Consider the following 23262-nt stretch of genomic DNA (forward strand, 5'->3'; position numbering starts at 1 on the left):
AGGAGGCATAAGATTTGAAATTTTATATTAAACACGAAAGCAGAGGCAGAATCCGAATCCATCTGGCACAGAAGCGCATGTCCTCCGTACAGGCAGAGACACTGCTGTACTATCTGCAGAATCAGAACCAGGTATCTTTCGCGAAGGTATATGACAGAACCGGCGATGCCGTGATCTGTTACGAGGGAGAACGAGCCGCTGTGATTCGGATGATACAGCTCTTCCACTACGAGGAAGTAGAGCTGCCGACCGGACTGCTTGAGAGCTCCGGCAGAGCGTTAAACAACGAATATCAGGAAAAGCTGATCAGCAAAGTGATTTACCACTTTGGAAGAAAATGGCTTCTTCCGGCACCGATCCGTGCCATCTATACTACGGTTGTTTCCGTAAAATATATCTGGAAAGGAATCCAGACACTGGCACAGGGAAAGATCGAAGTTCCGGTTCTTGATGCAACCGCAATCGGTGTTTCGATGCTCCGCGGCGACTATGGAACCGCAGGCTCTGTCATGTTCCTGCTCGGCGTAGGAGAGCTGCTTGAGGAATGGACGCATAAAAAATCCGTCGGAGATCTGGCACGTAGCATGTCGCTGAACGTCGGAAAGGTATGGCTGAAAAAAGACGGCCAGGAAATTCTCGTTCCGTCTGAAAAAATTGTTGCGGGCGACGAGATTGTCGTACATATGGGAAATCTGATTCCATTCGACGGCGAGGTATCCAACGGCGAGGGTATGGTAAACCAGGCTTCTCTGACCGGAGAATCTGTTCCGGTACGCCGTACCTTAGGTTCCGTTGTCTATGCGGGAACGGTTCTTGAGGAGGGCGAGCTTACCATTCTTGTGAAGCAGACCGGCGGATCCAGCCGTTACGAGAAGATTACCGCGATGATCGAAGAGTCCGAGAAACTGAAATCCGGACTGGAGAGCAAGGCAGAGCATCTGGCAGACCGTCTTGTACCGTATTCCCTTGGCGGAACGGCGTTGACGTATCTTCTGACCAGAAATGCAACGAAAGCACTCTCTATTCTGATGGTAGACTTCTCCTGTGCGTTAAAACTTGCCATGCCGATTTCCGTTCTCTCTGCAATCCGCGAGGCAAACCAGCACAAGATCACCGTAAAGGGCGGTAAATTCCTGGAGGCTGTGGCGGAAGCGGATACGATCGTTTTCGATAAGACCGGAACACTGACAAAAGCGCAGCCGACCGTAGCAGAGGTGGTATCCTTCAGCGAAACAAAGAGCCCGGATGAGCTTCTGCGCATCGCAGCCTGCCTGGAAGAGCATTTTCCGCATTCCATGGCAAAAGCCGTAGTAGACGCGGCAAAAGAGAAACATCTGGATCACGAGGAGATGCACTCCAAAGTAGAATATATCGTTGCACACGGTATTTCTACAACGATCAATGGCGAAAAAGCGATTATTGGAAGTTATCACTTCGTATTTGAGGATGAGAACAGTATCATTCCGGAAGGAATGGAAGAGAAGTTCCGTCATCTGCCGGAGGAGTATTCTCATCTCTATCTTGCCTTAGAAGGTGTACTTGCAGCAGTTATCTGCATTGAGGATCCGCTTCGTCCGGAGGCGGCCGAAATTATCCGTCAGCTGAAAAAAGCAGGTCTGAAAAAGATCGTCATGATGACCGGAGACAGCGAGCGCACGGCAAAAGCGATCGCGAAGAAGGTCGGCGTGGACGAGTACTATGCTGAGGTACTGCCGGAGGATAAGGCAAACTTTGTGGAGAAAGAAAAAGCAGAGGGACGTAAAGTCATTATGATCGGTGACGGTATTAACGATTCACCGGCACTTTCTGCCGCAGACGTTGGAATCGCCATCAGCGAGGGCGCAGAGATTGCGCGTGAGATCGCGGATATCACCGTTGCCGCAGACGATCTGGCAGAAATTCTGGTGTTTCGTATGCTGAGCAACCGTCTGATGAAACGGATTCATAAGAATTACCGCTTTATCGTTACGTTCAATGCCGGACTGATTCTGCTCGGCGTGGGCGGCATTTTACAGCCAACCACTTCCGCACTGCTTCACAATACATCTACTCTTTACATTGGCTTAAAGAGTATGGGTAACCTGCTGGACGAGCCGGTATAAAAAACAGAACAGAATAGCAACGGGAAAGCCGCTGGAGTCTTCTTCTTAAGATTCCAGCGGCTTTTTAACAAAAGCAGGGAAAGTCTCTGCTTCCATTGCGAATATTCTTTCACCAGTGTGATGTGAAAAAGAAAATGATACAATTTTCTCAAGAAAAGCCGGAAAAATTTGCAGGATATCCTTGACAAAATCCGACAAAAACGGTATGATATACCCAACAGTTAGATGTAGCTAACTAAAGTACAACGGATAAAACCAAAAATCATACGGGATCCCGGTAGATGGATTCTTTCTTAAAACACAGGAGTTAGAATAAACTAATTTCAAGTAGCATAAGATAACAACAGAAAGGCAGGTAGAGAAGATGAGTGTCGTAATTATCGGTGGAAATGAAAGAATGGTGTGTCAATATACAGATATCTGTAAAGACTATGGATGTAAAGCAAAGGTGTTCCCGAAAGAGCATGGCTCCGTTAAGAAAAAAATTGGGAATCCGGATCTGATGATTCTCTTTACCAACACCGTATCCCACAAAATGGTCATCACTGCTTCCCAGGAAGCAAAGAAAAACAATATTCCGATCGCAAGAATCCATACCAGCAGTGCCACCGCACTTCGCTCGGTATTAGATGAGCACTGCGCAGCAGCAATGTAAGAAGGAGACGTAAAAGGCATGATTGAGAGATTTCTGATCGAACACTGTTCGGCAACGCTGGCTTCCATCAAAGCCGCAAATTTATGTAATATGACATTTTCATCCAAAGAAGAACTGGAAGATCAGATTTCATACTGGAGTGCCTGTCTGGAACCAAAAGGAATTCACATCTTTGTATTGCGGGAGCATGAGACGAGAGCACTGGTCTATGTGTACCGTGAAGGGCTTCTCCAGAAGGAGCTGGAAAATCCGGAGAATGCAGCGTTTTTAAAATCCTATGGATATGAAAATACAGACATTGCCTATGCACTGAATCGCCTGAAAACCCGGGTAGCAGAGTGTAAAGAAGGATTTCCGCATGAGATCGGTGTGTTTCTCAACTATCCGCTCGGTGATGTGATCGGTTTTATTGAGAACAAAGGCCACAATTATAAATGCAAGGGATGCTGGAAGGTCTATTGCAATGAGTGCGAAACACAGAAAACATTTCAGCGCTATCAGAAATGCAGAAACGTGTATCTGCGTCTCTGGAAGCAGGGAAGAAGCGTTTTACAGCTCACCGTAGCTGTTTAACATAAAATCCTGCATACCATAAAAAGGGCAGTAGGATCGGGGAAAGAAAAATCCCCCGGAATCAGAAAATAAAGAAAGAAGGATTTGAAACATGAGCAAAGTAGCAGTAGTTTATTGGAGTGGAACCGGCAACACAGAAATGATGGCACAGAAAGTAGCAGAGGGAGCAAAGGAGGCAGGCGCAGAAGTTTCTGTTCTGACTTGCGCAGATTTCTCTGCGGATGATGTAGATGCATACGATGCAATCGCTTTCGGATGCCCGGCTATGGGGGCAGAAGAGCTGGAAGATACCGAGTTCGAGCCAATGTTCTCCGCATGTGAATCCAAACTCTCCGGAAAGAAAATCGCTCTGTTCGGTTCCTATGGATGGGGAGACGGCGAGTGGATGCGCACCTGGGAAGAAAGCTGCAAAAATGATGGCGCCGAGCTGGTATGCGACAGCGTGATCTGCGCAGACGCGCCAGATGATGAAGCTGAGGCAGCATGCATTGCACTTGGGAAAGCACTCTGCTAAGCATAAATAAAAAGGAAGAAAAAGCGGCAGCCCTTTTGTCTGGGACTGCCGTTTTCTTTTCGGACAGGGAGAAAGACTCGCTGTCATTTGGCTGTTAAAATTCGGTATCATCCGCATCGGATGGCCGTGACGGTTTTAAAAGAATTCCGTTGATTTCCACTTCATCGGCTGCCTCGATCAGAATATACGGTGTTCCGTCGATCGTACGGGTTTCGATGAGCTGGGCCTTTTCCGGGCTGACTTTGATGATAACATCCGGGGTGCGGATCTCGTAGTTCCGTGTACTGGCCACGTTCGAAGCAACGAAGCTTGCTTTCTCATCCGCAATGGATTCGTACTTCTCGTCGAACTCGTCAAGCTGTTCATTCGGTACGCCGCTGCTGGCGAGCAGACGTTTTACCTCGTGTTTATCGAGCACCACCGGTTCCGGATCGTCTTTCCGCTCTTCAATCATGGTATTTAAGTTCTCCTGAATGGTCATAACAGTAGAAAAATCACAGGCGGAATCGAGAGTTTCTTCTATAATAGACTGAAACGTTTCTTTCTGAGATTTCGCGGAAAGCGGCGCCTGACAGCCCAGGAAGTGGTCGAGAAAGTCCGGCTGATCCATCTCTGCGTTTTTCGTGAAATACAGCAGATTGTGGATATCCGTGTTGCGGTCTGTGAAGGCCGGGAAGAGAAAACCGTTTTCCGGTGCGCCGACCACCCAGTCCTGCACGCGGTTTTCAATCGTATTGTGGGACACATTGTAGCAGAGACCCGGTTTGTCGAGTTTTACCGGGCAGATGCTGCAGAGGATAAATTCATAGACGTAATCGGAAGCATCGTCCATATCCAGATTATCCGAAGCGCGTCCCGGTACATCGTAGGCACCATGAATCAGAATAATATAGTAGTTTTCCGGATAGAGATAATCCGCCATCACCTTTTCATAAAATTCATCAATCAGCGCTTCGTCCTTCAGCTCACTGTTGCGGAGTTTTAAGAGAAACTCCTGTGTGCCGCCCTCACTTTCCTGGGAGAGCGGGAACTCCATATTCAGCAGATTCTTTCCGATGGTACCGGAGAGGGTGCTTTTAAAAATCTTAAAATACTTAAACATTTCTTCCTCTTCGAGAGAGAGAAACGCTTCTTTTAATTTTGTCTTAATATTCTTTTCCGCATCCACATAGCATCCGCAGATTCGCGTGATCGCACAGTGGGATGGGGTAAACAGTTTTTTAATTTCAGCAATTTCCTTTTTGTTCATATAGAATGCTCCTTTATCAGCAATTTCGTATCTTAGACAAGTACTTTCTATTATAGACTATAGGGAAGGGAAAAGGCAAGAAAGAAAATGGCGACTATATCTTTTTACACTTTAAATATAATTTCAAAAATCTTGACAGAGCTACCGATTCTGTTATACGATTAGGTCTAATAAAGGGGAGTAATTTAAGTTTGAAAATTTGCGTTTGCAAGTTTTCCGATTATTCAGCTGCTTAAATGGATACGCATGAAATTAAGAAAAAGAGGAGAATGATAGTGGATATAAGTAAAAAATCTGTAAAAAAAATCCGGGAACTTATTGTGTTTACAGCATTTCTTGTGGTCGCACTGTGGAAGTTTAATGTGGTACTCGATGTGTTGAAAGCAATATGGGGGATCGTATTTCCATTTGTACTTGGCGGAGCGATCGCATTTGTGACCAACGTGCCAATGAGCTTTTTGGAAAAGAAAATTTTTGGAAGGGCAAAAAAAGAAAATAAGATAGTCGAAAAACTGGCAAGACCAATAAGCCTGTTCCTCACGATCGTATTTGCGGTTGGCGTGATTGTACTGGTGATGTTTGGTGTGATTCCGCAGCTTACGCGGACAATAGGAACCCTGATGATGAGTATCGCTGATTTTATTCCGCAGATGCAAAGCTGGATCCGGGAGTTTTCCCATAATAACCAGGAAATCATGAAGCTTGTAGATCAGGTACAGTTTAATCCGGATCAGGCGATCAAGTGGGGGATAAGCCTACTTGGAAATGGTGCAGGAAATATGATGAATATCACAATGTCAGCAGTGGGTTCCATAGTTAGTGGATTGGCAGCCTTTTTTGTTGCATTTTCCTTTGCCTGCTATGTCCTTTTTCAGAAGGAAACGCTGCAGGTGCAGATTCGAAAAGTATTTTTCGCTTTTCTTCCAAAGGAAAAAGCAGATGCTTTTCTTAAAGTCTGCTCTCTGACTTATCAGACATTTGCAAATTTTCTTACAGGTCAGTGTCTGGAAGCCGTGATCCTTGGCTGTATGTTTGTTGTGATATTGAGCATTTTGAGGATGCCATATGCACTTTTGATCGGAGTTTTAATTGCGTTTACGGCATTGATCCCGATTTTCGGAGCCTTCATCGGGTGTGCAGTGGGAAGCTTTTTGATCTTTATGGTAAATCCGAAACAGGCAATTTTATTTATTATAGTATTTCTGGTGCTGCAGCAGATCGAGGGAAATCTGATCTATCCTCATGTTGTGGGTGAGTCTGTAGGGCTTCCATCGATTTGGGTTCTTGCAGCAGTTACGATCGGCGGAAACCTTATGGGAATTATAGGTATGCTTGTTTTCATTCCATTGCTTTCCGTGTTCTATACTATTTTTCGGGAATTCGTATATCTGCATCTGAAAAAAAAGCATATCAAACAGGTGACAAAGACAGAAATAGAAGAAGATACGGCGGAAGAGATGGTAAATAGTGACATATCAGAGGTGAAATGATAGAATCCCGTCTTTGACAGCTGTATGGTGATAAAACGGTTACAAACCCAGTAAATATGGGTATTGTGGCCGTTTTTTTTGTAGATAATTATTCAACCGTCAAATTTACGGGTGTTTTTATAGCAATCTCGGAAAATAATGCAAAAATTCAGCGCAGCAGAACGTGAATTACTGCGTCACAGATTTTCATGTCTTAGACAAGTACTTTCTATTATAGAGCACGGGGAAGGGAAAAGGCAGGAAAAAAATGGACAATGGATATTACAACTGTCTTGTCACATGACAAAAGTTGTGGTATACTAAGCGCTAAAGTGTTAAAAAAATATCACGATTCAGGGTTCTGAATCGTGATAGTAAAAATAGGAAGGAAACAAAACCAATGGATACCAGAAGAGAAAAGCTGGAAACATTAAAGAAAGAAAAAAATGCCGTTATCATGGCACACTATTACGTGCCGGATGAGGTGCAGGAAATTGCCGATTACATCGGAGATTCGTATTACTTAAGCGACATGGCGACGAAAGTGGACGCCAGTGTCATCGTTCTCTGCGGCGTTCGTTTCATGGGCGAGAGCGCCAAAATCTTAAACCCGGGCAAAAAAGTACTGCTCCCAGATCTGCATGCCGACTGCCCGATGGCTCACATGGCAGCGATTGAAAAAATCAAGGAAGTCCGGCAAGAGTACCCGGATGTGGCTGTCGTATGCTATGTCAATTCCACCGCGGAATTAAAAAGTCATTCCGACGTCTGTGTCACCTCCTCCAACGCAGTAAAAATTGTAAAAGAACTGCCGAACCACGACATCTTCTTTATCCCTGATGAGCATCTTGGTACCTATGTGGCTGAGCAGGTGCCGGAGAAACATATTATCTTAAATGACGGTTTCTGCCACGTACATGCTGCCATCCGCCCGGAAGCTGCAAAGGCTGCAAAGGAAGCGCGCCCGCAGGCAAAGCTTCTCGTTCACCCGGAGTGCAGAAGTGAAGTCGTTGCACTTGCCGATTATGTCGGAAGCACCGCAGGCATCATCAGATATGCCGAGGCAAGTAAAGATACCGAGTTTCTCGTTGCAACCGAGCTTGGTGTTTTCGCGGAGCTGAAAAAGCGCTGCCCGGATAAGAAGTTTTATGCAGTGGGAAATACGCAGATCTGCCCAAATATGAAAAAAGTAACATTGGACAAATTAATAGAAGCACTGGAAAACGAGGAGAATGAAGTTCTGTTAAGCGAACAGGAAATTTCAGACGCACATGCGCCGCTGTTAAGAATGCTCGAGCTTGCAAAGTAACAAAATAAGCAGAACGCAGAAGCGGAAAAGAGGAAACGAAATGAAAAAGTATTATGATGCAGTGATTGTAGGATGCGGTGTGGCAGGATGCTTTGCGGCACTTCATCTGCCCCAGGAAGCCGATATTCTGATGATAACAAAAGCAGATACCGAGGACAGCGACTCCTTCCTCGCACAGGGCGGTATTTGTGTTCTGAAAAACGAGAGCGATTACGATGCGTTCTATGAAGATACGATGCATGCCGGGCACTACGAAAATACGCCGGAATCCGTCGACATTATGATCCGTTCTTCCCGAAATGTTATCAATCAGCTCATCGCCTGGGGTGTGGATTTCCGTCGCGATGAGAACGGAGAACTCTGCTATACGAAAGAAGGCGCACATTCTACCAACCGCATCCTGTTCCACGATGATGTAACCGGAAAGGAGATTACGAGCAAGCTTCTCGCGCAGGTAAAAAAGCTGCCGAACGTGACGCTTCTTGCGCACACGGAAATGTGTGATATTCTTTCCGGCAAAAATGGCTGCGAGGGTGTTCTGATCCGGGATGAAGAAGGAAAGCTGGTTCCGGTTTATGCCAGGGATGTGATCTGGGCGTGCGGCGGCATCGGCGGAATTTATGACAATTCTACGAACTTCCCGCATCTGACAGGAGATGCACTTGCAATTGCAATTCACAGGAACGTAGCGCTGAAAAATGTCAATTACGTACAGATTCACCCAACAACGCTGTATTCCAAAAAGAAAGGCCGCCGTTTCCTGATTTCCGAATCTGTCCGCGGAGAGGGCGCTGTACTGCTCGATAAAAATGGCGAGCGTTTCACCGATGAACTGCAGCCGCGTGACGTGGTATCCCGTGAGATCCACCGCCAGATGGAAAAGGACCACACGAAGCACGTATGGCTTTCCCTGAAAACGATTCCGCTCGATGTAAAAGAACGGTTCCCGAATATTTACCAGAAATGCCTGGAAGAGGGATACGATATCACGAAAGAACCGATTCCGGTTGTACCGGCACAGCATTACTTTATGGGCGGCGTCAAGGTAGACAGCAATAGCGAAACGACGATGGATCATCTGTATGCAGCAGGTGAGACGAGCTGTAATGGCGTGCACGGTGCAAACCGTCTGGCTAGCAATTCTCTGCTGGAGAGCCTGGTATTTGCAGAGCGCGCGGCAAAGAAGATTGCTGCCGAATTGGTCGCAGATGGTCTTACAGAGAACGCAGGCCGCAGAGAAACGGCGGGGGAGCCGGACGAAGACGAGTGGAAGATCCTGGAAAAACGGTACGATATTAGAAAAGAAGATTACCAGAATATGGAAGAATATGCAGAACGCTGCAAAGAGAGCATCTGGGATGCAATCAGAAAGGAAGACGAATATGAATCCAATCACAAGAACACTAAATGTGGATAATCTGCTGCTGCTTGCACTGCAGGAGGACATTTCCAGCGAGGATGTAACGACAAACGCCGTGATGCCAAAAGCATGCCAGGGAACGGTACAGCTGCTCTGTAAACAGGACGGCGTTATTGCCGGCATGGAAGTTTTTGCAAGAGTATTTACCTTGCTCGATGAGCAAACCGAGATGATTCCGTATGTGAAAGACGGCGATGAAGTCAAAAAAGGCGATCTGCTGGCAACGGTAAACGGTGATATCCGCGTTCTGCTGTCCGGTGAAAGAACCGCGCTCAATTATCTGCAGCGGATGAGCGGAATCGCAACGTATACGAGAAGCGTTGCGAAGCTGCTCGAAGGTTCCAAAACAACCCTTCTCGACACCAGAAAAACAACCCCGAATATGCGTATTTTTGAAAAGTATGCAGTCAAAATCGGCGGCGGCCAGAATCACCGCTACAATCTGTCCGATGGCGTTTTATTAAAGGACAATCATATTGGAGCCGCAGGCAGTGTCACAAAAGCGATCGAGATGGCACGCGATTATGCTCCGTTTGTACGCAAGATAGAAGTTGAGTGCGAAACTCTCGATATGGTTCGTGAAGCAGCAGATGCAGGCGCCGATATTATCATGCTCGACAACATGACTCCGGCGCAGATGAAAGAGGCGGTAGCCGTTATCAACGGCAGAGCAAAAACCGAGTGCTCCGGAAATGTGACAAAAGAAAATATTGCCATGATCCTTGATGCCGGCGTGGACTATGTTTCCAGCGGTGCGCTGACCCATTCTGCACCGATCCTCGATGTATCATTGAAAAATCTGCATCCGATAGAACAAGTATAAAAACCAGAATCATTTCCTTGCAGATACAAAAATCAAAAAACAAAAAAGCTTCTGTTCCCGGCGAAGGGGAAAGAACAGAAGCTTTTTTTAATCGAATCAAGCAAGTAGCGAAGCGGATTGCGAATATCCGCTTTGACTAGGAAGTTTCGTTGAAGTTTCTTGTAAAAAAACCTCCGGGTTTAGATTCCTTTCTGAAACAGGAGAAAGGAATATCCGATCGGAATCAAAACCAGCGCTGCGATCGTGAGAAATAAAATCCATTCAAGCTGCAGAAAGCTGTTTACGATCATGGCAACGCCGCCGATGATCCAAACCCAGCCGGCGAGGCGGTGAGTGCGGTTCCAGTTTTCCTGACTGTGAAGGGTCCATGGAACCTTGATGCCGGTTGTGTAGTTCTGTTTGCATTTTGGCATGTAATTGCCGATGAGAATAAAGAGAAGGCCGACAATCCCATTGCTAACAAAACCGATATCAACTGCGATGCCGACTGCGTTTGCGTAGATGGAGCAGCAGATTATCAGGGAGGTTACAGGTATGATCCACAGAACAAGACGGATCATCTTCGGGCCGATGTTCTGCCGCTTCGGATCAGAAAAAGTGAGAACAGCGGTAAAAATCTGCAGAGCGGCAAGAAACAGAGGAATACCGATCACTGCCATCGTTTTGCTGCTCCAGCCGTTTGGAACATTGTTTGTGCCAAAATGGGTGGCAATGGTGTCCGGCATGCGATTCCAGAGCAGAAGTCCGATCACCATCGGAAAAAGAGAAATGAGTGTTGTCAGAATCAGTGTTGTTTTATATTTTTTCCACATCAGAAGTGCCTCCTTTGAGCTCTGAAATCCAGAGCATGATTTCTTCCAGGACGGAAGTGTTGAGTTCATAATAAATAAAATTTTTCTCCCGGGATTCCAGCACAAGGTCTGCTTTTTTCAGAATACCGAGATGGTAGGAGATGGTTGCACCTGTCATATCAAAGTGCGATCCGATCTCCCCGGCAGAAAGTCTTTCGTTTTTCAGAAGCTCCAGAATCCTTCGCCGGACAGGATCGGAGAGAGCTTTAAACGTTTCTGCGAATGCCATGGAAACCTCCTTTCCGGCAGTATGAATGCAAATTAATTAGAAATTCATCTAAATACTTTTTATCACAGGGAAAGCGAAAAGTCAATAAGCATTTCGAAAAAATTCTAAATAGTTTTGTGATTGATTTTGAGTTGCTATTTTCAGCGGAATACGCTACGATAAGGGAAAAGCTGTAGAAAAAGGGGGACAAAAAACATGAAAAAACACCTGTCCGTGCGCTATGGCACGATTCAGGGCTGCTACTGGATGGGATTATCGGCACTGATGGGGTATGCCAGCGTCTATCTTCTTGAAAAAGGCTTCACAAACACACAAATCGGCCTTCTGACGGCAGTTGGCTGTATCCTGTCAGCGGTTCTGCAGCCTGCGTTGGCATCCTACGCAGATCGGCCGGAAAGCCCGTCTGTACGAACAATGCTCCTTGGAGCGAACCTGGTTCAGCTTGTTCTCGTCATTTTCCTTGCAGCAACGGCCAGAAGCAGCTCAATAATGGTAAGGGCATTGCTGTACGGCGCAAGCATTACGATGTTGATGCTGATGATTCCGTTTGTAAATTCCCTTGGTATGGAGACAATCCGCCAGGGAGAGAAACTTGATTACGGAATCGGGCGCGGCATGGGTTCTGTTGCGTATGCGATTGCATCATGGTTGCTCGGCCGACTGACCGCATCGTTTGGGGCAGATGTCATTCCGATCTGGGCTGTCGCACTGACCATTCTTTTTCTCATCTGCGTATTTTGCTTTCCGTTTAAAAAGGACAGGAAAAAAGCAGAAGCAGAAAAAGAAAAGACAGGCGCAGCAGGTCCTGTCGATTTTTTGAAACGGTATCCGTCCTTCGCGGTAGTACTGCTTGGCTGTATTCTGATCTTTACGTCGCATAACCTGATCAACAGCTTCAATTATCAGATTGCAATGGCAAAAGGAGGCGGCAGCGGTGAGATGGGAAATGCAATGACCATCTCTGCGGTTTCCGAGCTGCCGACGATGTTTCTGTTCGGCTATCTGCTGAAAAAGAAGAGCAGTGTTTTCTGGTTCCGCCTTTCCGGCCTGTTTTTTGCCCTGAAAAGCATGGGAACCTTCCTGGCCTTTAATATTCCGACGTATTACGCTGCTCAGCCGTTCCAGATGTTCGGCTGGGCGCTGATCAACGTCGCCTGCGTCTATTACGTGGACGGCATCATGGAGCCGCAGGATTCGATTAAAGGACAGGCATATATGGCGCTGACCATCACCGTAGGAAATGTGATGAGCTCCCTGTTTGGCGGCTGGCTCATTGACGCAGCAGGAGTTGGCGCGATGTTGATTTGTGCATCCCTGGCGGCCTTCATCGGCTGGCTGATTGTGTGCCTGGGTTCGAAGGAAGCAAAAACTGCATAGGAAAGATAAAAGAAAGCGCCCGAAACCGAACGTGGTTCAGGGCGCTTTGCCGTACAGAACTTATTTATTTCTGTTTCCTGTATACTTCTCGTCACAGTATTTGCAACGGTAAACCTCTTTTTCCGGGTCAGCCAGGATAAAGACATGTTTTAATCCCTGCTCAATAGAGGTGATACAGCGCGGGTTTTTACATTTAATCACATCAACCACCTGTTTCGGCAGATGAAGTTCTTTTTTCTCCGTAATCTCGCCGTCTTTAATGACATTGACAGTGATATTGTGATCGATAAAGCCTAAGATGTCAAGATCCATCTTATCAACCGAACACTCAACTTTCAAAATGTCCTTTTTTCCCATTTTTTCACTTTTGGCATTTTTAATAATGGCTACGGTACAGTCCAGCTTGTCCAGTCCCAGATCATGGTAAATGGTCATAGCCTTTCCTGCTTTAATATGGTCGAGCACGAAGCCCTCTTCAATACGTCCTACGTTCAGCATAGCGAAAGATGCTCCTTTCTTAATCGACTTTGATGTTCAGCAGCGTCAGAATCAGGGCCATACGTGCATAAACACCGTACTGAACCTGTTTAAAGTAAGCAGCGCGCGGGTCATTATCCACGTCGACGGAGATCTCATTGACACGCGGCAGCGGATGCAGAACCAGCATTTCCGGAGAAGCAAGATCCATTTTGGACTGATCCAGAATATAGAAATCCTTCATGCGGATGTAATCATCCTCGTTGAAGAAACGTTCCTTCTGGACACGGGTCATATAAAGGACATCCAGCTTCGGGAGAACATCTTCCATTTTAATAACTTCCTCAAACGGAACATTGTTTGCGCGCAGCACATCATCACGGATGTAATCCGGGAGACGAAGCTCCTCCGGGGAGATTAATACAATTTTAATGCCGGTATAACGAACCAGCGCTTCAATCAGGGAATGAACCGTTCTGCCGAATTTAAGATCGCCGCAGAAGCCGATGGTAAGATTGTTCAGGCGGCCTTTTAAAGAACGGATGGTAAGAAGATCGGTAAGAGTCTGCGTCGGATGCTGGTGTCCGCCGTCACCTGCGTTGATGACAGGAATGCGGGAGTACATCGATGCAACGAGCGGAGCGCCTTCTTTCGGATGACGCATGGCACAAATGTTTGCAAAGCAGGATACCACGCGGATGGTGTCGGCTACGCTTTCACCTTTGGAAGCGGAAGAAGAATTGGCAGAAGAAAAACCAAGAACAGTACCGCCAAGATTCATCATGGCAGCCTCAAAGCTGAGACGGGTGCGTGTGCTTGGTTCATAAAATAAAGTAGCAAGTCTTTTGCCATCGCAGGCATGTGCATATTTCTCCGGGTTCTTTTCAATATCGTTCGCCAGATCCATTAACTGATCCAGTTCTTCGACCGAGAAATCAAGGGGACTCATTAAGTGTCGCATATATTACCTCCTATGAAGATCCTTATTTTTGTTACCGTTCACAGTTTCCCTGCGAACGGTAACATTCGCAGCCCTCATTTAAAGTTTTGCTTCGCAAAAGGAGGGTTGCTCACGCCTGAATCACTTTCTTACGCAGCGAAACAGCAGGTGTTTCCCTGCTGAGTGAACAGTAACTTATTTTTTCTGTGTTCCACCTTAACACAAAAACAGGATAAATGCAAGATAAAAAATGGCAGGAAAAAGGTCGAAAAGCAGAGTAATATGAAATGTGAAAAAATAAAGTGAAATAGCAGTCAAAAAGGAAAAAGATTGTACAAAAGCCGAATTTCGGAAGATCTTTTCTTGTAAATTAAACGGAGATGGAGTAAAATATTGATATCTGCAACAAATGCAGAGTATCAGGAGGACCAGATATGCTAGACTTAGGAAAAATCCGCGACGAGATCGATGCCACCGATGACGAGATCGTCCGCCTGTTCCAGCACCGGATGGCGCTGACGGCGGAGGTTGCGCAGTACAAGATAGAGACAGGAAAAGCCGTTTTTGATGCGGAACGTGAGCGCCAGAAGCTGGAAAAGCTGACAGGCGAGGGAACAAATGCATTCAATACAAAAGGCATCCAGGAGCTGTTCCAGCAGATCATGTCGATCAGCCGGAAGCGCCAGTATCAGCTGCTGACCGAGAACGGCGGCGAGGAGATGACCGATTACACACAGGTTGACCACCTCCCGACGCACGGCAGAAGAGTTGTCTTCCAGGGTGTGGAGGGCGCCTATAGCTTCGGTGCCATGAAAGAATTTTTCGATGATACGATCACCAGTTTCCACGTAGACACCTGGAAAGAGGCGATGGAGGCGATCACAAAGGGCGAGGCTGATTACGCTGTGCTTCCGATCGAGAACTCCACCGCAGGCATCGTATCCGACATTTACGATCTTCTCGTGGAATACCCGCACTACATCGTCGGCGAGCAGGAGCTGCCGGTCGAGCATGTGCTGATGGCACTGCCGGGTGCGAAAGTTGAGGACATCCGTACCGTGATTTCCCACCCGCAGGCACTGGCCCAGTGCCGCCGTTTTCTCGATTCCAATGAAAACTGGAAAACAGAGGAACGACTGAATACGGCCGCCGCTGCAAAAGAAGTATCTGAGAGCGGGGATTTGACGATGGCAGCCGTCGGAAGCCCATATGCAGCAGAACACTTCGGACTGCAGATCTTAAAAGAAGGCATTTTTGACGCCCGGGGCAATACGACACGCTTTGTTATTATTTCCGGTCAGAAACGCTTTGTAAAGGATGCACAGAAAATCAGCGTATGCATGGAACTGCCGCATCAAAGCGGTTCTCTTTACAATGCACTGGCACATTTTATTTACAACGATCTGAACATGACCAAAATCGAGTCCCGCCCGATTCCGCAGCGGAAATGGGAGTACCGTTTCTTCGTGGATTTCGAGGGGAACTTAAGCGATCCGGCAGTCAAAAACGCACTGCGCGGATTGCAGGCAGAATCCGCGAAATTCCGGATTTTCGGAAATTATTAATCCAGAAGAGAGGGCCGTACCAAGCGGCCTTTTCGCATAAATAAAATGAAAAATGACAGGAAGGAAGAGACAAAAAGATGATTAGAATAGAAGAATGTATCCTCTACCGCGATTTCGCAGAGGGAGAGGTACTGCGCGATATGACGATACTGGTGGAGACCTACAAAAAACTGGTCAATGCTCAGATTTCCCTGAAGGACCGCCGGTTCCGTGAGAATATGAGCGCATATGAGCCGCAGTTTTACGAGGCACTGAACCGCCTTGTCGAGATGGCAAACCGCTACGGCTTCTCCGGAAATCTCTGGCATGATTATCTGACGTATCTGTTGGTAAACAAAGAAAATGCATTCTCTACCTCGTGCGAGATTGTCGGAAAAGTAGAGGGAAGCATCAACCAGATGGCAAAACACGACTTTGTCCGTTTCAAAGAACTGTTTGATTTTGATATCTGTGTTTTTGATGAAATTTTTGAGTCCGGCGATGCCTCTGTCATCAGTTCCTATGAGAACACGGACAGTCCGAATAAACTGTTCAACAAAGAAGTCCGGGATCGTATCTGTGAGCTGGCCATCCGTCTGGCAAAGGCTGCATCCGCAGATGAATTTATGGCTGATATGGTTCAGTTTTACAAAGATTTCGGAGTGGGAAAACTGGGACTTCACAAGGCATTTCGTATTGCGCATACAGGAGAGAACGTTGAGATTATCCCGATTACCAACATTCCGGATGTGCGCCTTTCTGATCTTGTCGGCTACGAAATTCCAAAGCAGAAGCTGATCGACAACACGAAAGCGTTTGTCGAGGGCAAGAAAGCAAACAACTGTCTGCTTTTTGGTGATGCCGGAACCGGAAAATCCTCCAGCATCAAGGGCATCCTGAATGAATATTACGATCAGGGACTCCGAATGATCGAGGTTTACAAGCATCAGTTTCAGGATTTGAATGAGCTGATTGCACAGATCAAAAACAGAAATTATAAATTCATTATTTACATGGATGACCTTTCCTTTGAAGAGTTTGAGATTGAGTACAAATACCTGAAAGCTGTCATTGAGGGAGGCCTGGAAAAACGTCCGGACAATATTCTTATTTATGCAACCTCCAATCGTCGCCATCTGATTAAAGAGGATTACAGTGATAAAGAAGGAACAAGACAGGATATGCATACTTCCGACACCGTACAGGAGAAACTATCCTTGGTATACCGTTTCGGCGTCAGCATCTATTTTGGTGCACCGGATAAGAAAGAATTCCAGAAGATTGTTTCCACACTGGCCGAACGATACGGCGTGACGCTGCGTGAGGAAGAGCTTTTGGCAGAAGCGAACAAATGGGAACTGTCCCACGGCGGTCTGTCCGGCCGTACCGCACAGCAGTTTATCGATTATCTGCTCGGAAAACAGTAAAAAGAAAAAGGTCAAAAAGTCCGCTTGGTATTGGGAGCGGGCTTTTTGGGATATCCTTTGAAAAAGAAGGAGGAAAAGCATATATGCAGTATTCCACATTTGCTGCCATTGATATCGGCAGCTACGACGTCATTCTGGAGATTTTCGAGATCTCCAAAAAGCAGGGGATCCGGAGCGTGGATAAGATCTGCCACCGGATGGAGCTTGGAAAAGATACGTACACGCTGGGAAAAATTCGCCCGGAAATGGAAGAAGAGCTGTGCCGTGTACTCGCAGATTTTGTGCGGATTATGGAAGGCTATCGCGTGGACGATTACCGTGCAACGGCATCCAGTGCGATCAGTGAGGCGTCGAACAGTCTCTATGTCCTTGGAAAAATTCATCAGCTGACCGGTCTTTCTGTCACTGTTCTCTCCAACTCGGAGCAGCGTTTTCTTAGCTATAAAGCGCTCGCGGCGATGGAGGACAATTTTAACAAGATCATTGAAAAGGGAACTGCGATTCTCGATCTTGACGGTGGCAGTTTTCAGATTTCCCTGTTCGACAAGGATGCACTTGTCACAACACAGAACATCCGCATGGGAAGTCTTCGCATCCGCGAGCGTCTTGCCGGAATTCAGAGTGAGACGGAACATTACGAAGAGATGGTCGAGGAGCTGATCTGGAACGAAGTATCAAGCTTTAAAAAGATGTATCTGAAAGACCGCAAAATTGAAAACATTATGCTGATCGGCGATGTTTTCACCGACAGTGTTTATCAGAACATTGAAGAAAAAACGACAAAAATCATTTCCCGCGAAAACTTTAATACCTGGTATGAGAAAATTATCCGCCAGTCACCGATGGAGCTCGCCGTAAAACTTGGTATTCCGCTGGAAAACGCTTCACTGATGTATCCGTCTGCTGTGATTTATAAATGTCTGATTGATATGATGGGTGCGGAGCATATCTGGATTCCGGGCGTGCATATGACACGTGGTATTGCATACGAGTATGCGGAGCAGATGAAACTGCTGAAAGGCGGTCATAATTTCGAAAATGATATTCTGATGGCGGCAAAAAATATCGGAAAACGGTACGCAGTGAACCGTCCGCATGTCCAGAACCTGGAGATGACAGCGCTTGCCATGTTTGATGCGACGAAAAAGATGCACGGTATGAAAGAGCGCGAACGGCTGCTTCTCCAGATGGCAGTGATGCTGCATGACGTTGGAAAATACATCAGTTTCAATAATGTGGCGGATTCTTCCTATAATATTATCATGTCAAATGAAATCATCGGATTGTCGCACATTGAGCGTGAGATGGTGGCATTGATTGCAAGATACAACACGGTTACGCTCCCGTCCTACGATGAGCTGGTGATGGAATCGTCCTTGAGTGCCGAGCAGTATCTGACAGTATCCGAACTGACCGCAATCGTCCGTCTGGCGAATGCGCTCGACCGGAGTCATTTGCAGAAGATTCAGGCGATCCGCGCCACATTAAAGGAGCGCGAGCTGCAGCTTTCGCTCACGGTCAACCGCGATTTTACCCTTGAGCAAGGTTTGTGCCAGGAAAAATTAGATTTCTTCAATGAGGTATTCAGCATACAGCCGGTCATCAAACTGAAACGGCAGATGTAAAAGGAGGCGAAGAAAGATGGATATTGCACCATATAAGAAACCGGAATATTTTCGAAACCGGGAATTGAGCTGGATCAGCTTCGACGAGCGTGTTTTAAACGAGGCGCGGGATAAGAGTATTCCGCTGTTTGAACGTCTGAAATTTATCAGCATTACCTCCTCCAATCTGGATGAGTTTTATATGGTCCGTGTGGCTTCACTAAAAGACCAGGTGCATGCAAACTATACGAAAAAGGATCTGTCCGGCATGGATGCGAAGGAGCAGCTTACCGAGATCAGCAAACGGACGCATGAGCTGGTGCAGCTGCAGTACAATACGTACAATCGCTCGGCGGTTCCGTCTCTGGAGCACGTTGGCCTTACGATTATCAGTGAGCACGAGAAGCTGACGAAGGAGCAGGCGGAGTATGTGGATTCCTATTTTGAGGAAAACATTTACCCGGTTCTGACCCCGATGGCCATGGATTCGGCCCGCCCGTTCCCGTTGATCCGGAACAAAACATTGAATATCGGTGCACTGGTGCAGAAGAAAGAGGATTCGCTTCTGAGCCGTGCGGAGGATAAGAAAGAGAAGAAAGGCAAGGAGAAGGAAAAGGAGAAAGAACTGGAATTTGCGACGGTTCAGGTTCCTTCGGTACTGCCGCGTTTTATTCTGCTTCCGCAGGATGAAAAGACGGGACAGCGGTATGTGATTCTTCTGGAGGAGATCATCGAGCGGAACATTGGAAAGCTGTTCTTAAGCTACGATGTGGTCTGCGCGCATCCGTACCGTGTTATGCGAAATGCAGATCTTTCGATCGATGAGGATGAGGCTTCGGACCTGTTAAAAGAGATCCAGAAGCAGCTTAAAAAACGTCAGTGGGGCGAAGTGATCCGTCTGGAAGTGGAAGATAAGATGGATAAGCGGCTCCTGAAGATGCTGGAAAAAGAGTTTGACATCGATGAAGACGACCTGTTCCGGATTCCGGGACCGCTCGATTTGACGTTTTTAATGAAAATGTATGGGCTCGACGGCTTTGATGAGTATAAAATTCCGAAATATATTCCGGCGGCAGTTCCGGCGCTGATGAATGAGGATGACATTTTTACAAACATCCGAAAAGGCGACATCCTGCTGCATCATCCTTATATGACGTTTGATCCGGTCGTGCAATTTGTACAACAGGCAGCAAAGGATCCGGATGTACTGGCGATCAAACAGACACTGTACCGTGTGAGCGGCAATTCTCCGATTATTGCAGCACTGGCTCAGGCGGCGGAAAATGGCAAACAGGTTTCCGTACTGGTGGAATTAAAGGCACGGTTCGACGAAGAAAACAATATTGTCTGGGCAAAGATGCTGGAGAAAGCGGGATGCCATGTAATTTATGGTCTTCTGGGACTGAAAACACACAGTAAGATTACACTGGTGGTTCGGCGTGAGGAGACAGGTATTCGCAGATATGTACATCTTGGCACGGGAAACTATAACGATTCTACGGCAAAGCTGTATACCGACTGTGGTCTGTTGACGTGCAATGCAAAGATCGGTGAGGATGCAACAGCGGTATTTAATATGCTCTCAGGCTATTCGGAGCCGGATCGCTGGAACAAACTGATTGTTGCACCGCTCTGGATGAAGGACCGGTTCCTGCATCTGATTGCGATGGAAGAGGAGCACGCAAAGAAGGGACAGAAAGCGCATATTATTGCGAAGATGAACTCGTTATGCGACCGCGATATTATTGCGGCGCTTTACAGTGCTTCGGCAGCCGGAGTAAAGATTGACCTGATTATCCGGGGAATCTGTTGCCTGAAGGTTGGAATCCCGGGTGTCAGCGAGAATATTACCGTTCGCTCGATTGTCGGCAATTTCCTGGAACATGCGCGGATTTTCTACTTCTACAGTGGTGGAAATGAAGAGGTGTTTATGGGAAGCGCGGACTGGATGCCGCGAAATCTGGAAAAACGGGTGGAGATTGTGTTCCCGGTTGAGGATGAGCAGATCAAGAAAGAAGTAATGCATATTCTTGATATCCAGATGAAGGATAATGTGAAAGCCAGTATTTTACAGGCAGACGGAACGTATACAAAGCCGGATAAGCGCGGAAAGATGCTGGTGAATTCACAGGAGTATTTCTGCAGGGAGGCAACGGAAAGAGCGGAAAAACCAAAAGAACAGGAAAACAGCAGGGTGTTTGTGCCGGCGGAACCGGTGGAATAGGTTTGGACGGACACGGATGTGGGCGCGGGAGCGCCCACTGCGTTGACATGAAAGAAGAATATGGTATGTTATGATGAGAAAGCGCTGCAGCTTTGAGAGTTGCGGCGTTTTTTTTGTGTCAAAAATAATCTGTCTGGTATTGGGAAAAAGAATGGCTATTCAGAACTCGTTTTGAAAATTGGTTTTGCGGGTGATTTTCGGGGATTTTACAAAGAGTGATCTGGAAAAATGGCTGGAAAAGAAGGGGATGGAGACGGAGATGAGAGAAAATGTAAAAGATTTTTGTAAAGTAGCCGGTTATTTTATTAACGGGTATTTTACAAAGCGGTGGTAGTGGGCTTTACGGAAGGAAAGGTATAATGAATCTCGACAAGACGAGGAGGAAGAAAAACGAATGTCAAATATTGTGTTGAAGAATGTCTGTAAATCTTATGATAAGGAACATTATGCGGTTCAGGATTTTTCGCTTGAAATACCGGATCGGGAGTTTGTGATTTTTGTTGGACCTTCCGGCTGCGGAAAATCGACGACGCTTCGGATGATTGCCGGTCTTGAGGAGATTACGAGCGGGGAGCTCTGGATTGATGGACAGCTTTGTAATTATGTAGAAGCAAAGGATCGCGATCTTTCGATGGTATTTCAGAACTACGCGCTTTACCCGAATATGACGGTATATGAAAATATGGCGTTTTCTCTGAAAATCCGGAAACAGCCCAAGGATGAAGTTGATAAAAAGGTACATGAGGCAGCTAAAATGCTTGGAATTGAGCATTTACTTGACCGGAGACCGGCAGCACTTTCCGGTGGTCAGAAACAAAGAGTTGCGATTGGAAGCGCAATTATGAGACGGCCGAAAGCATTTTTAATGGATGAGCCGCTTTCAAATCTGGATGCGAAGCTGCGGGCACAGATGCGGGTGGAGCTGGCAAAATTACATAAGGAACTGAAAACGACGGTGATTTATGTTACCCATGATCAGACGGAGGCGATGACGCTTGGTACAAAAATTATTGTTATGAAAGACGGTGTTGTGCAGCAGGCGGATACACCGGAGCGGATTTACCGCCATCCGGCAAACAAATTTGTGGCTGGTTTTATCGGAGCTCCGAGTATGAATTTTATGGAAACGATGGTGATGGAAAGAAACGGAGCGGTTTATCTGGAGGCAGACGGAGGAATTACCCTTCGTGTCAGAGGAGAGAATGAAATGGTGCTTCGCCGTGCTTATCTCGGAAAAATGATGATCCTGGGCCTGCGACCGGAGGATTTACAGGACGAAATAACCGCTTCCGCACATCAGATCTGTTATGAAGAGAATCAGTTGAAGGCATTTGTTGACCTGCGGGAGATGATAGGTGCAGAAGCGTATCTGCATATGAATACCGGAAGAAATCTGATTACAGCAAGAGTGCCTTCCGAGGCACCGGTTGCTGTAAAGGAAAGCATTACATTGTATGCAGATATGGAGAAAGCACAGATCTTTGATCCGTTTACAGAAGAAAATATTTTATCTCTGCCGGTTGAAAAAGAAGAACGTGCAACAGCATAAGAAGGAGCAAGAAGTGAAAAAAGTAATCGAAAAGTGTAAAAAAGCAGAAGTTTATATGTATCTGATCCCGAGTATGGTGATCTTTAGCATCTTTCTGTTTTATCCGTTTATTAAGACCATTTATCTGAGCCTGTATAAGACAAACAAGCTTGGAGAAGCGAAATTGTATGTGGGACTGGACAACTATAAAAGCTTATTATCGAATCCATCCTTTTACAACAGCCTCTGGGTTACGCTGGAATTTGTGGCGATTGTTGTAGTCGGAAGTATGGCGCTTGGCCTTCTGGGAGCAGTTCTTTGCAGCAAGGCTTTTCCGGGAATCCGGGTATTCAGTACTTCCTATGCACTCCCAATGGCAGTAGCATCGAGCTCAGGTGCCATGATTTTCAAGATTATCTTAAATCCCACGATCGGTATCGTAAACAAACTGCTGCATGTGAGCATTAATTGGGTCAGCGATCCGAAATATGCGCTGATCTGTGTGGCTGTCCTCACGGCATGGCTGAACAGTGGCATCAATTTCCTGTACTTTTCAGCGGGACTTGGAAACATCGACGATTCGATTTATGAGCGTGCTTCTGTGGATGGCGCGAATGCAGTACAGAAATTTTTTAAGCTGACACTGCCGGGACTTTCTCCAATCATGTTTTACACACTGGTTGTTAACATTATTCAGGCATTCCAGTCATTCGGACAGGTGAAAATCCTGACACAGGGAGGACCGGGAGAATCCACTAACCTGATTGTATATTCGATTTACCGTGATGCGTTTTTTAATTACCGGTTTGGAAGCGCAGCTGCACAGTCCGTTGTTTTGTTTCTGATTGTCATGGCGCTTACCCTGGTTATGTTCCGCGTGGAAAAGAGAGGAGTAAAATACTGATGTCTACGATAGCAACTACGATTGCCAGACCCAAAACTTATTC

General features: G+C 46.5%; 20 protein-coding genes. 15 read left to right on the plus strand and 5 right to left on the minus strand.

The window, feature by feature from the left end; genetic code table 11:
- Nucleotides 1–14: 14 nt before the first annotated feature.
- The 4 genes from DW915_RS11705 to DW915_RS11720 all read left to right on the plus strand — a co-directional run bounded on the left by DW915_RS11705 (nt 15) and on the right by DW915_RS11720 (nt 3844).
- Nucleotides 15–2102, plus strand: coding sequence for a heavy metal translocating P-type ATPase (locus DW915_RS11705; protein WP_118742173.1), 2088 nt, complete (start codon nt 15–17; stop codon nt 2100–2102).
- Nucleotides 2103–2466: 364 nt separating this feature from the next.
- Complete coding sequence (locus DW915_RS11710; RefSeq protein WP_022462751.1) at nt 2467–2757, plus strand: DUF2325 domain-containing protein; 291 nt, start codon at nt 2467–2469, stop codon at nt 2755–2757.
- An 18-nt stretch (nt 2758–2775) separates the two neighbouring features.
- Nucleotides 2776–3330: a DUF3793 family protein gene (locus DW915_RS11715; protein ID WP_055228382.1), complete on the plus strand. Its 555-nt coding sequence runs from the start codon at nt 2776–2778 to the stop codon at nt 3328–3330.
- Nucleotides 3331–3421: 91 nt separating this feature from the next.
- The gene (locus tag DW915_RS11720; protein ID WP_022462753.1) at nt 3422–3844 is read left to right on the plus strand and encodes a flavodoxin; all 423 of its coding nucleotides are present in this window, start codon (nt 3422–3424) and stop codon (nt 3842–3844) included.
- Between the two features lie 94 nt (nt 3845–3938).
- Here DW915_RS11720 and DW915_RS11725 read toward each other — a convergent pair whose 3' ends face one another.
- A complete protein-coding gene (locus DW915_RS11725) occupies nt 3939–5093 on the minus strand; it encodes a DUF4317 domain-containing protein (RefSeq protein ID WP_022462754.1) in 1155 nt (384 codons plus the stop codon).
- 275 nt (nt 5094–5368) lie between these two features.
- Here DW915_RS11725 and DW915_RS11730 point away from each other — a divergent pair, with 275 nt between their 5' ends.
- From DW915_RS11730 to nadC, 4 genes are all read left to right on the plus strand, one after another.
- Nucleotides 5369–6583, plus strand: a complete 1215-nt coding sequence (locus tag DW915_RS11730; RefSeq protein ID WP_243033829.1) for an AI-2E family transporter — start codon at nt 5369–5371, stop codon at nt 6581–6583.
- 379 nt (nt 6584–6962) lie between these two features.
- A complete protein-coding gene (gene nadA / locus DW915_RS11735) occupies nt 6963–7871 on the plus strand; it encodes a quinolinate synthase NadA (protein WP_118742175.1) in 909 nt (302 codons plus the stop codon).
- A gap of 40 nt (nt 7872–7911) precedes the next feature.
- Nucleotides 7912–9288: an L-aspartate oxidase gene (locus DW915_RS11740; RefSeq protein ID WP_055228379.1), complete on the plus strand. Its 1377-nt coding sequence runs from the start codon at nt 7912–7914 to the stop codon at nt 9286–9288.
- Nucleotides 9254–10114, plus strand: a complete 861-nt coding sequence (gene nadC, locus DW915_RS11745) for a carboxylating nicotinate-nucleotide diphosphorylase (RefSeq protein ID WP_055228378.1) — start codon at nt 9254–9256, stop codon at nt 10112–10114. Before DW915_RS11740 ends, nadC begins: the two co-directional genes overlap by 35 nt.
- A gap of 179 nt (nt 10115–10293) precedes the next feature.
- Here nadC and DW915_RS11750 read toward each other — a convergent pair whose 3' ends face one another.
- Nucleotides 10294–10926 (minus strand): SdpI family protein, encoded by a 633-nt coding sequence (locus tag DW915_RS11750; protein WP_055267355.1) that lies wholly within the window; start codon nt 10924–10926, stop codon nt 10294–10296.
- Nucleotides 10910–11194: an autorepressor SdpR family transcription factor gene (locus DW915_RS11755; protein WP_055222119.1), complete on the minus strand. Its 285-nt coding sequence runs from the start codon at nt 11192–11194 to the stop codon at nt 10910–10912. The genes DW915_RS11750 and DW915_RS11755 overlap by 17 nt, the downstream gene beginning before the upstream one ends.
- 195 nt (nt 11195–11389) lie before the next feature.
- On the opposite strand from DW915_RS11755, the gene DW915_RS11760 reads away from it, so the two are divergent.
- The gene (locus DW915_RS11760) at nt 11390–12571 is read left to right on the plus strand and encodes an MFS transporter (RefSeq protein ID WP_118742176.1); all 1182 of its coding nucleotides are present in this window, start codon (nt 11390–11392) and stop codon (nt 12569–12571) included.
- A gap of 60 nt (nt 12572–12631) precedes the next feature.
- Here the strand turns inward: DW915_RS11760 and DW915_RS11765 are convergent, their stop codons facing one another.
- Nucleotides 12632–13069 carry an aspartate carbamoyltransferase regulatory subunit gene (locus tag DW915_RS11765; RefSeq protein ID WP_022462761.1) on the minus strand — a complete coding sequence of 146 codons (438 nt, stop codon included), beginning with the start codon at nt 13067–13069 and terminating at the stop codon, nt 12632–12634.
- Between the two features lie 19 nt (nt 13070–13088).
- Entirely contained in the window at nt 13089–14009 is a 921-nt protein-coding gene (gene pyrB / locus DW915_RS11770) for an aspartate carbamoyltransferase (protein ID WP_022462762.1), read from the minus strand.
- A gap of 413 nt (nt 14010–14422) precedes the next feature.
- On the opposite strand from pyrB, the gene pheA reads away from it, so the two are divergent.
- From pheA to DW915_RS11800, 6 genes are all read left to right on the plus strand, one after another.
- Nucleotides 14423–15553 carry a prephenate dehydratase gene (gene pheA, locus DW915_RS11775; protein WP_118742177.1) on the plus strand — a complete coding sequence of 377 codons (1131 nt, stop codon included), beginning with the start codon at nt 14423–14425 and terminating at the stop codon, nt 15551–15553.
- Nucleotides 15554–15630: 77 nt separating this feature from the next.
- Entirely contained in the window at nt 15631–16959 is a 1329-nt protein-coding gene (locus tag DW915_RS11780; protein ID WP_055222098.1) for an ATP-binding protein, read from the plus strand.
- A gap of 83 nt (nt 16960–17042) precedes the next feature.
- Nucleotides 17043–18584, plus strand: a complete 1542-nt coding sequence (locus DW915_RS11785; RefSeq protein WP_117510294.1) for a Ppx/GppA phosphatase family protein — start codon at nt 17043–17045, stop codon at nt 18582–18584.
- Between the two features lie 16 nt (nt 18585–18600).
- The gene (locus DW915_RS11790) at nt 18601–20787 is read left to right on the plus strand and encodes an RNA degradosome polyphosphate kinase (protein ID WP_118742178.1); all 2187 of its coding nucleotides are present in this window, start codon (nt 18601–18603) and stop codon (nt 20785–20787) included.
- A 394-nt stretch (nt 20788–21181) separates the two neighbouring features.
- On the plus strand, nt 21182–22336 hold the full coding sequence (locus DW915_RS11795; protein ID WP_022462392.1) for an ABC transporter ATP-binding protein: 1155 nt from the start codon (nt 21182–21184) through the stop codon (nt 22334–22336).
- Nucleotides 22337–22391: 55 nt separating this feature from the next.
- On the plus strand, nt 22392–23219 hold the full coding sequence (locus tag DW915_RS11800; protein ID WP_118697757.1) for a carbohydrate ABC transporter permease: 828 nt from the start codon (nt 22392–22394) through the stop codon (nt 23217–23219).
- Nucleotides 23220–23262: the final 43 nt, after the last annotated feature.

It is taken from the genome of Blautia sp. AM42-2 (assembly GCF_003480245.1).
In the GTDB taxonomy this organism is placed as follows: domain Bacteria; phylum Bacillota; class Clostridia; order Lachnospirales; family Lachnospiraceae; genus Fusicatenibacter; species Fusicatenibacter saccharivorans.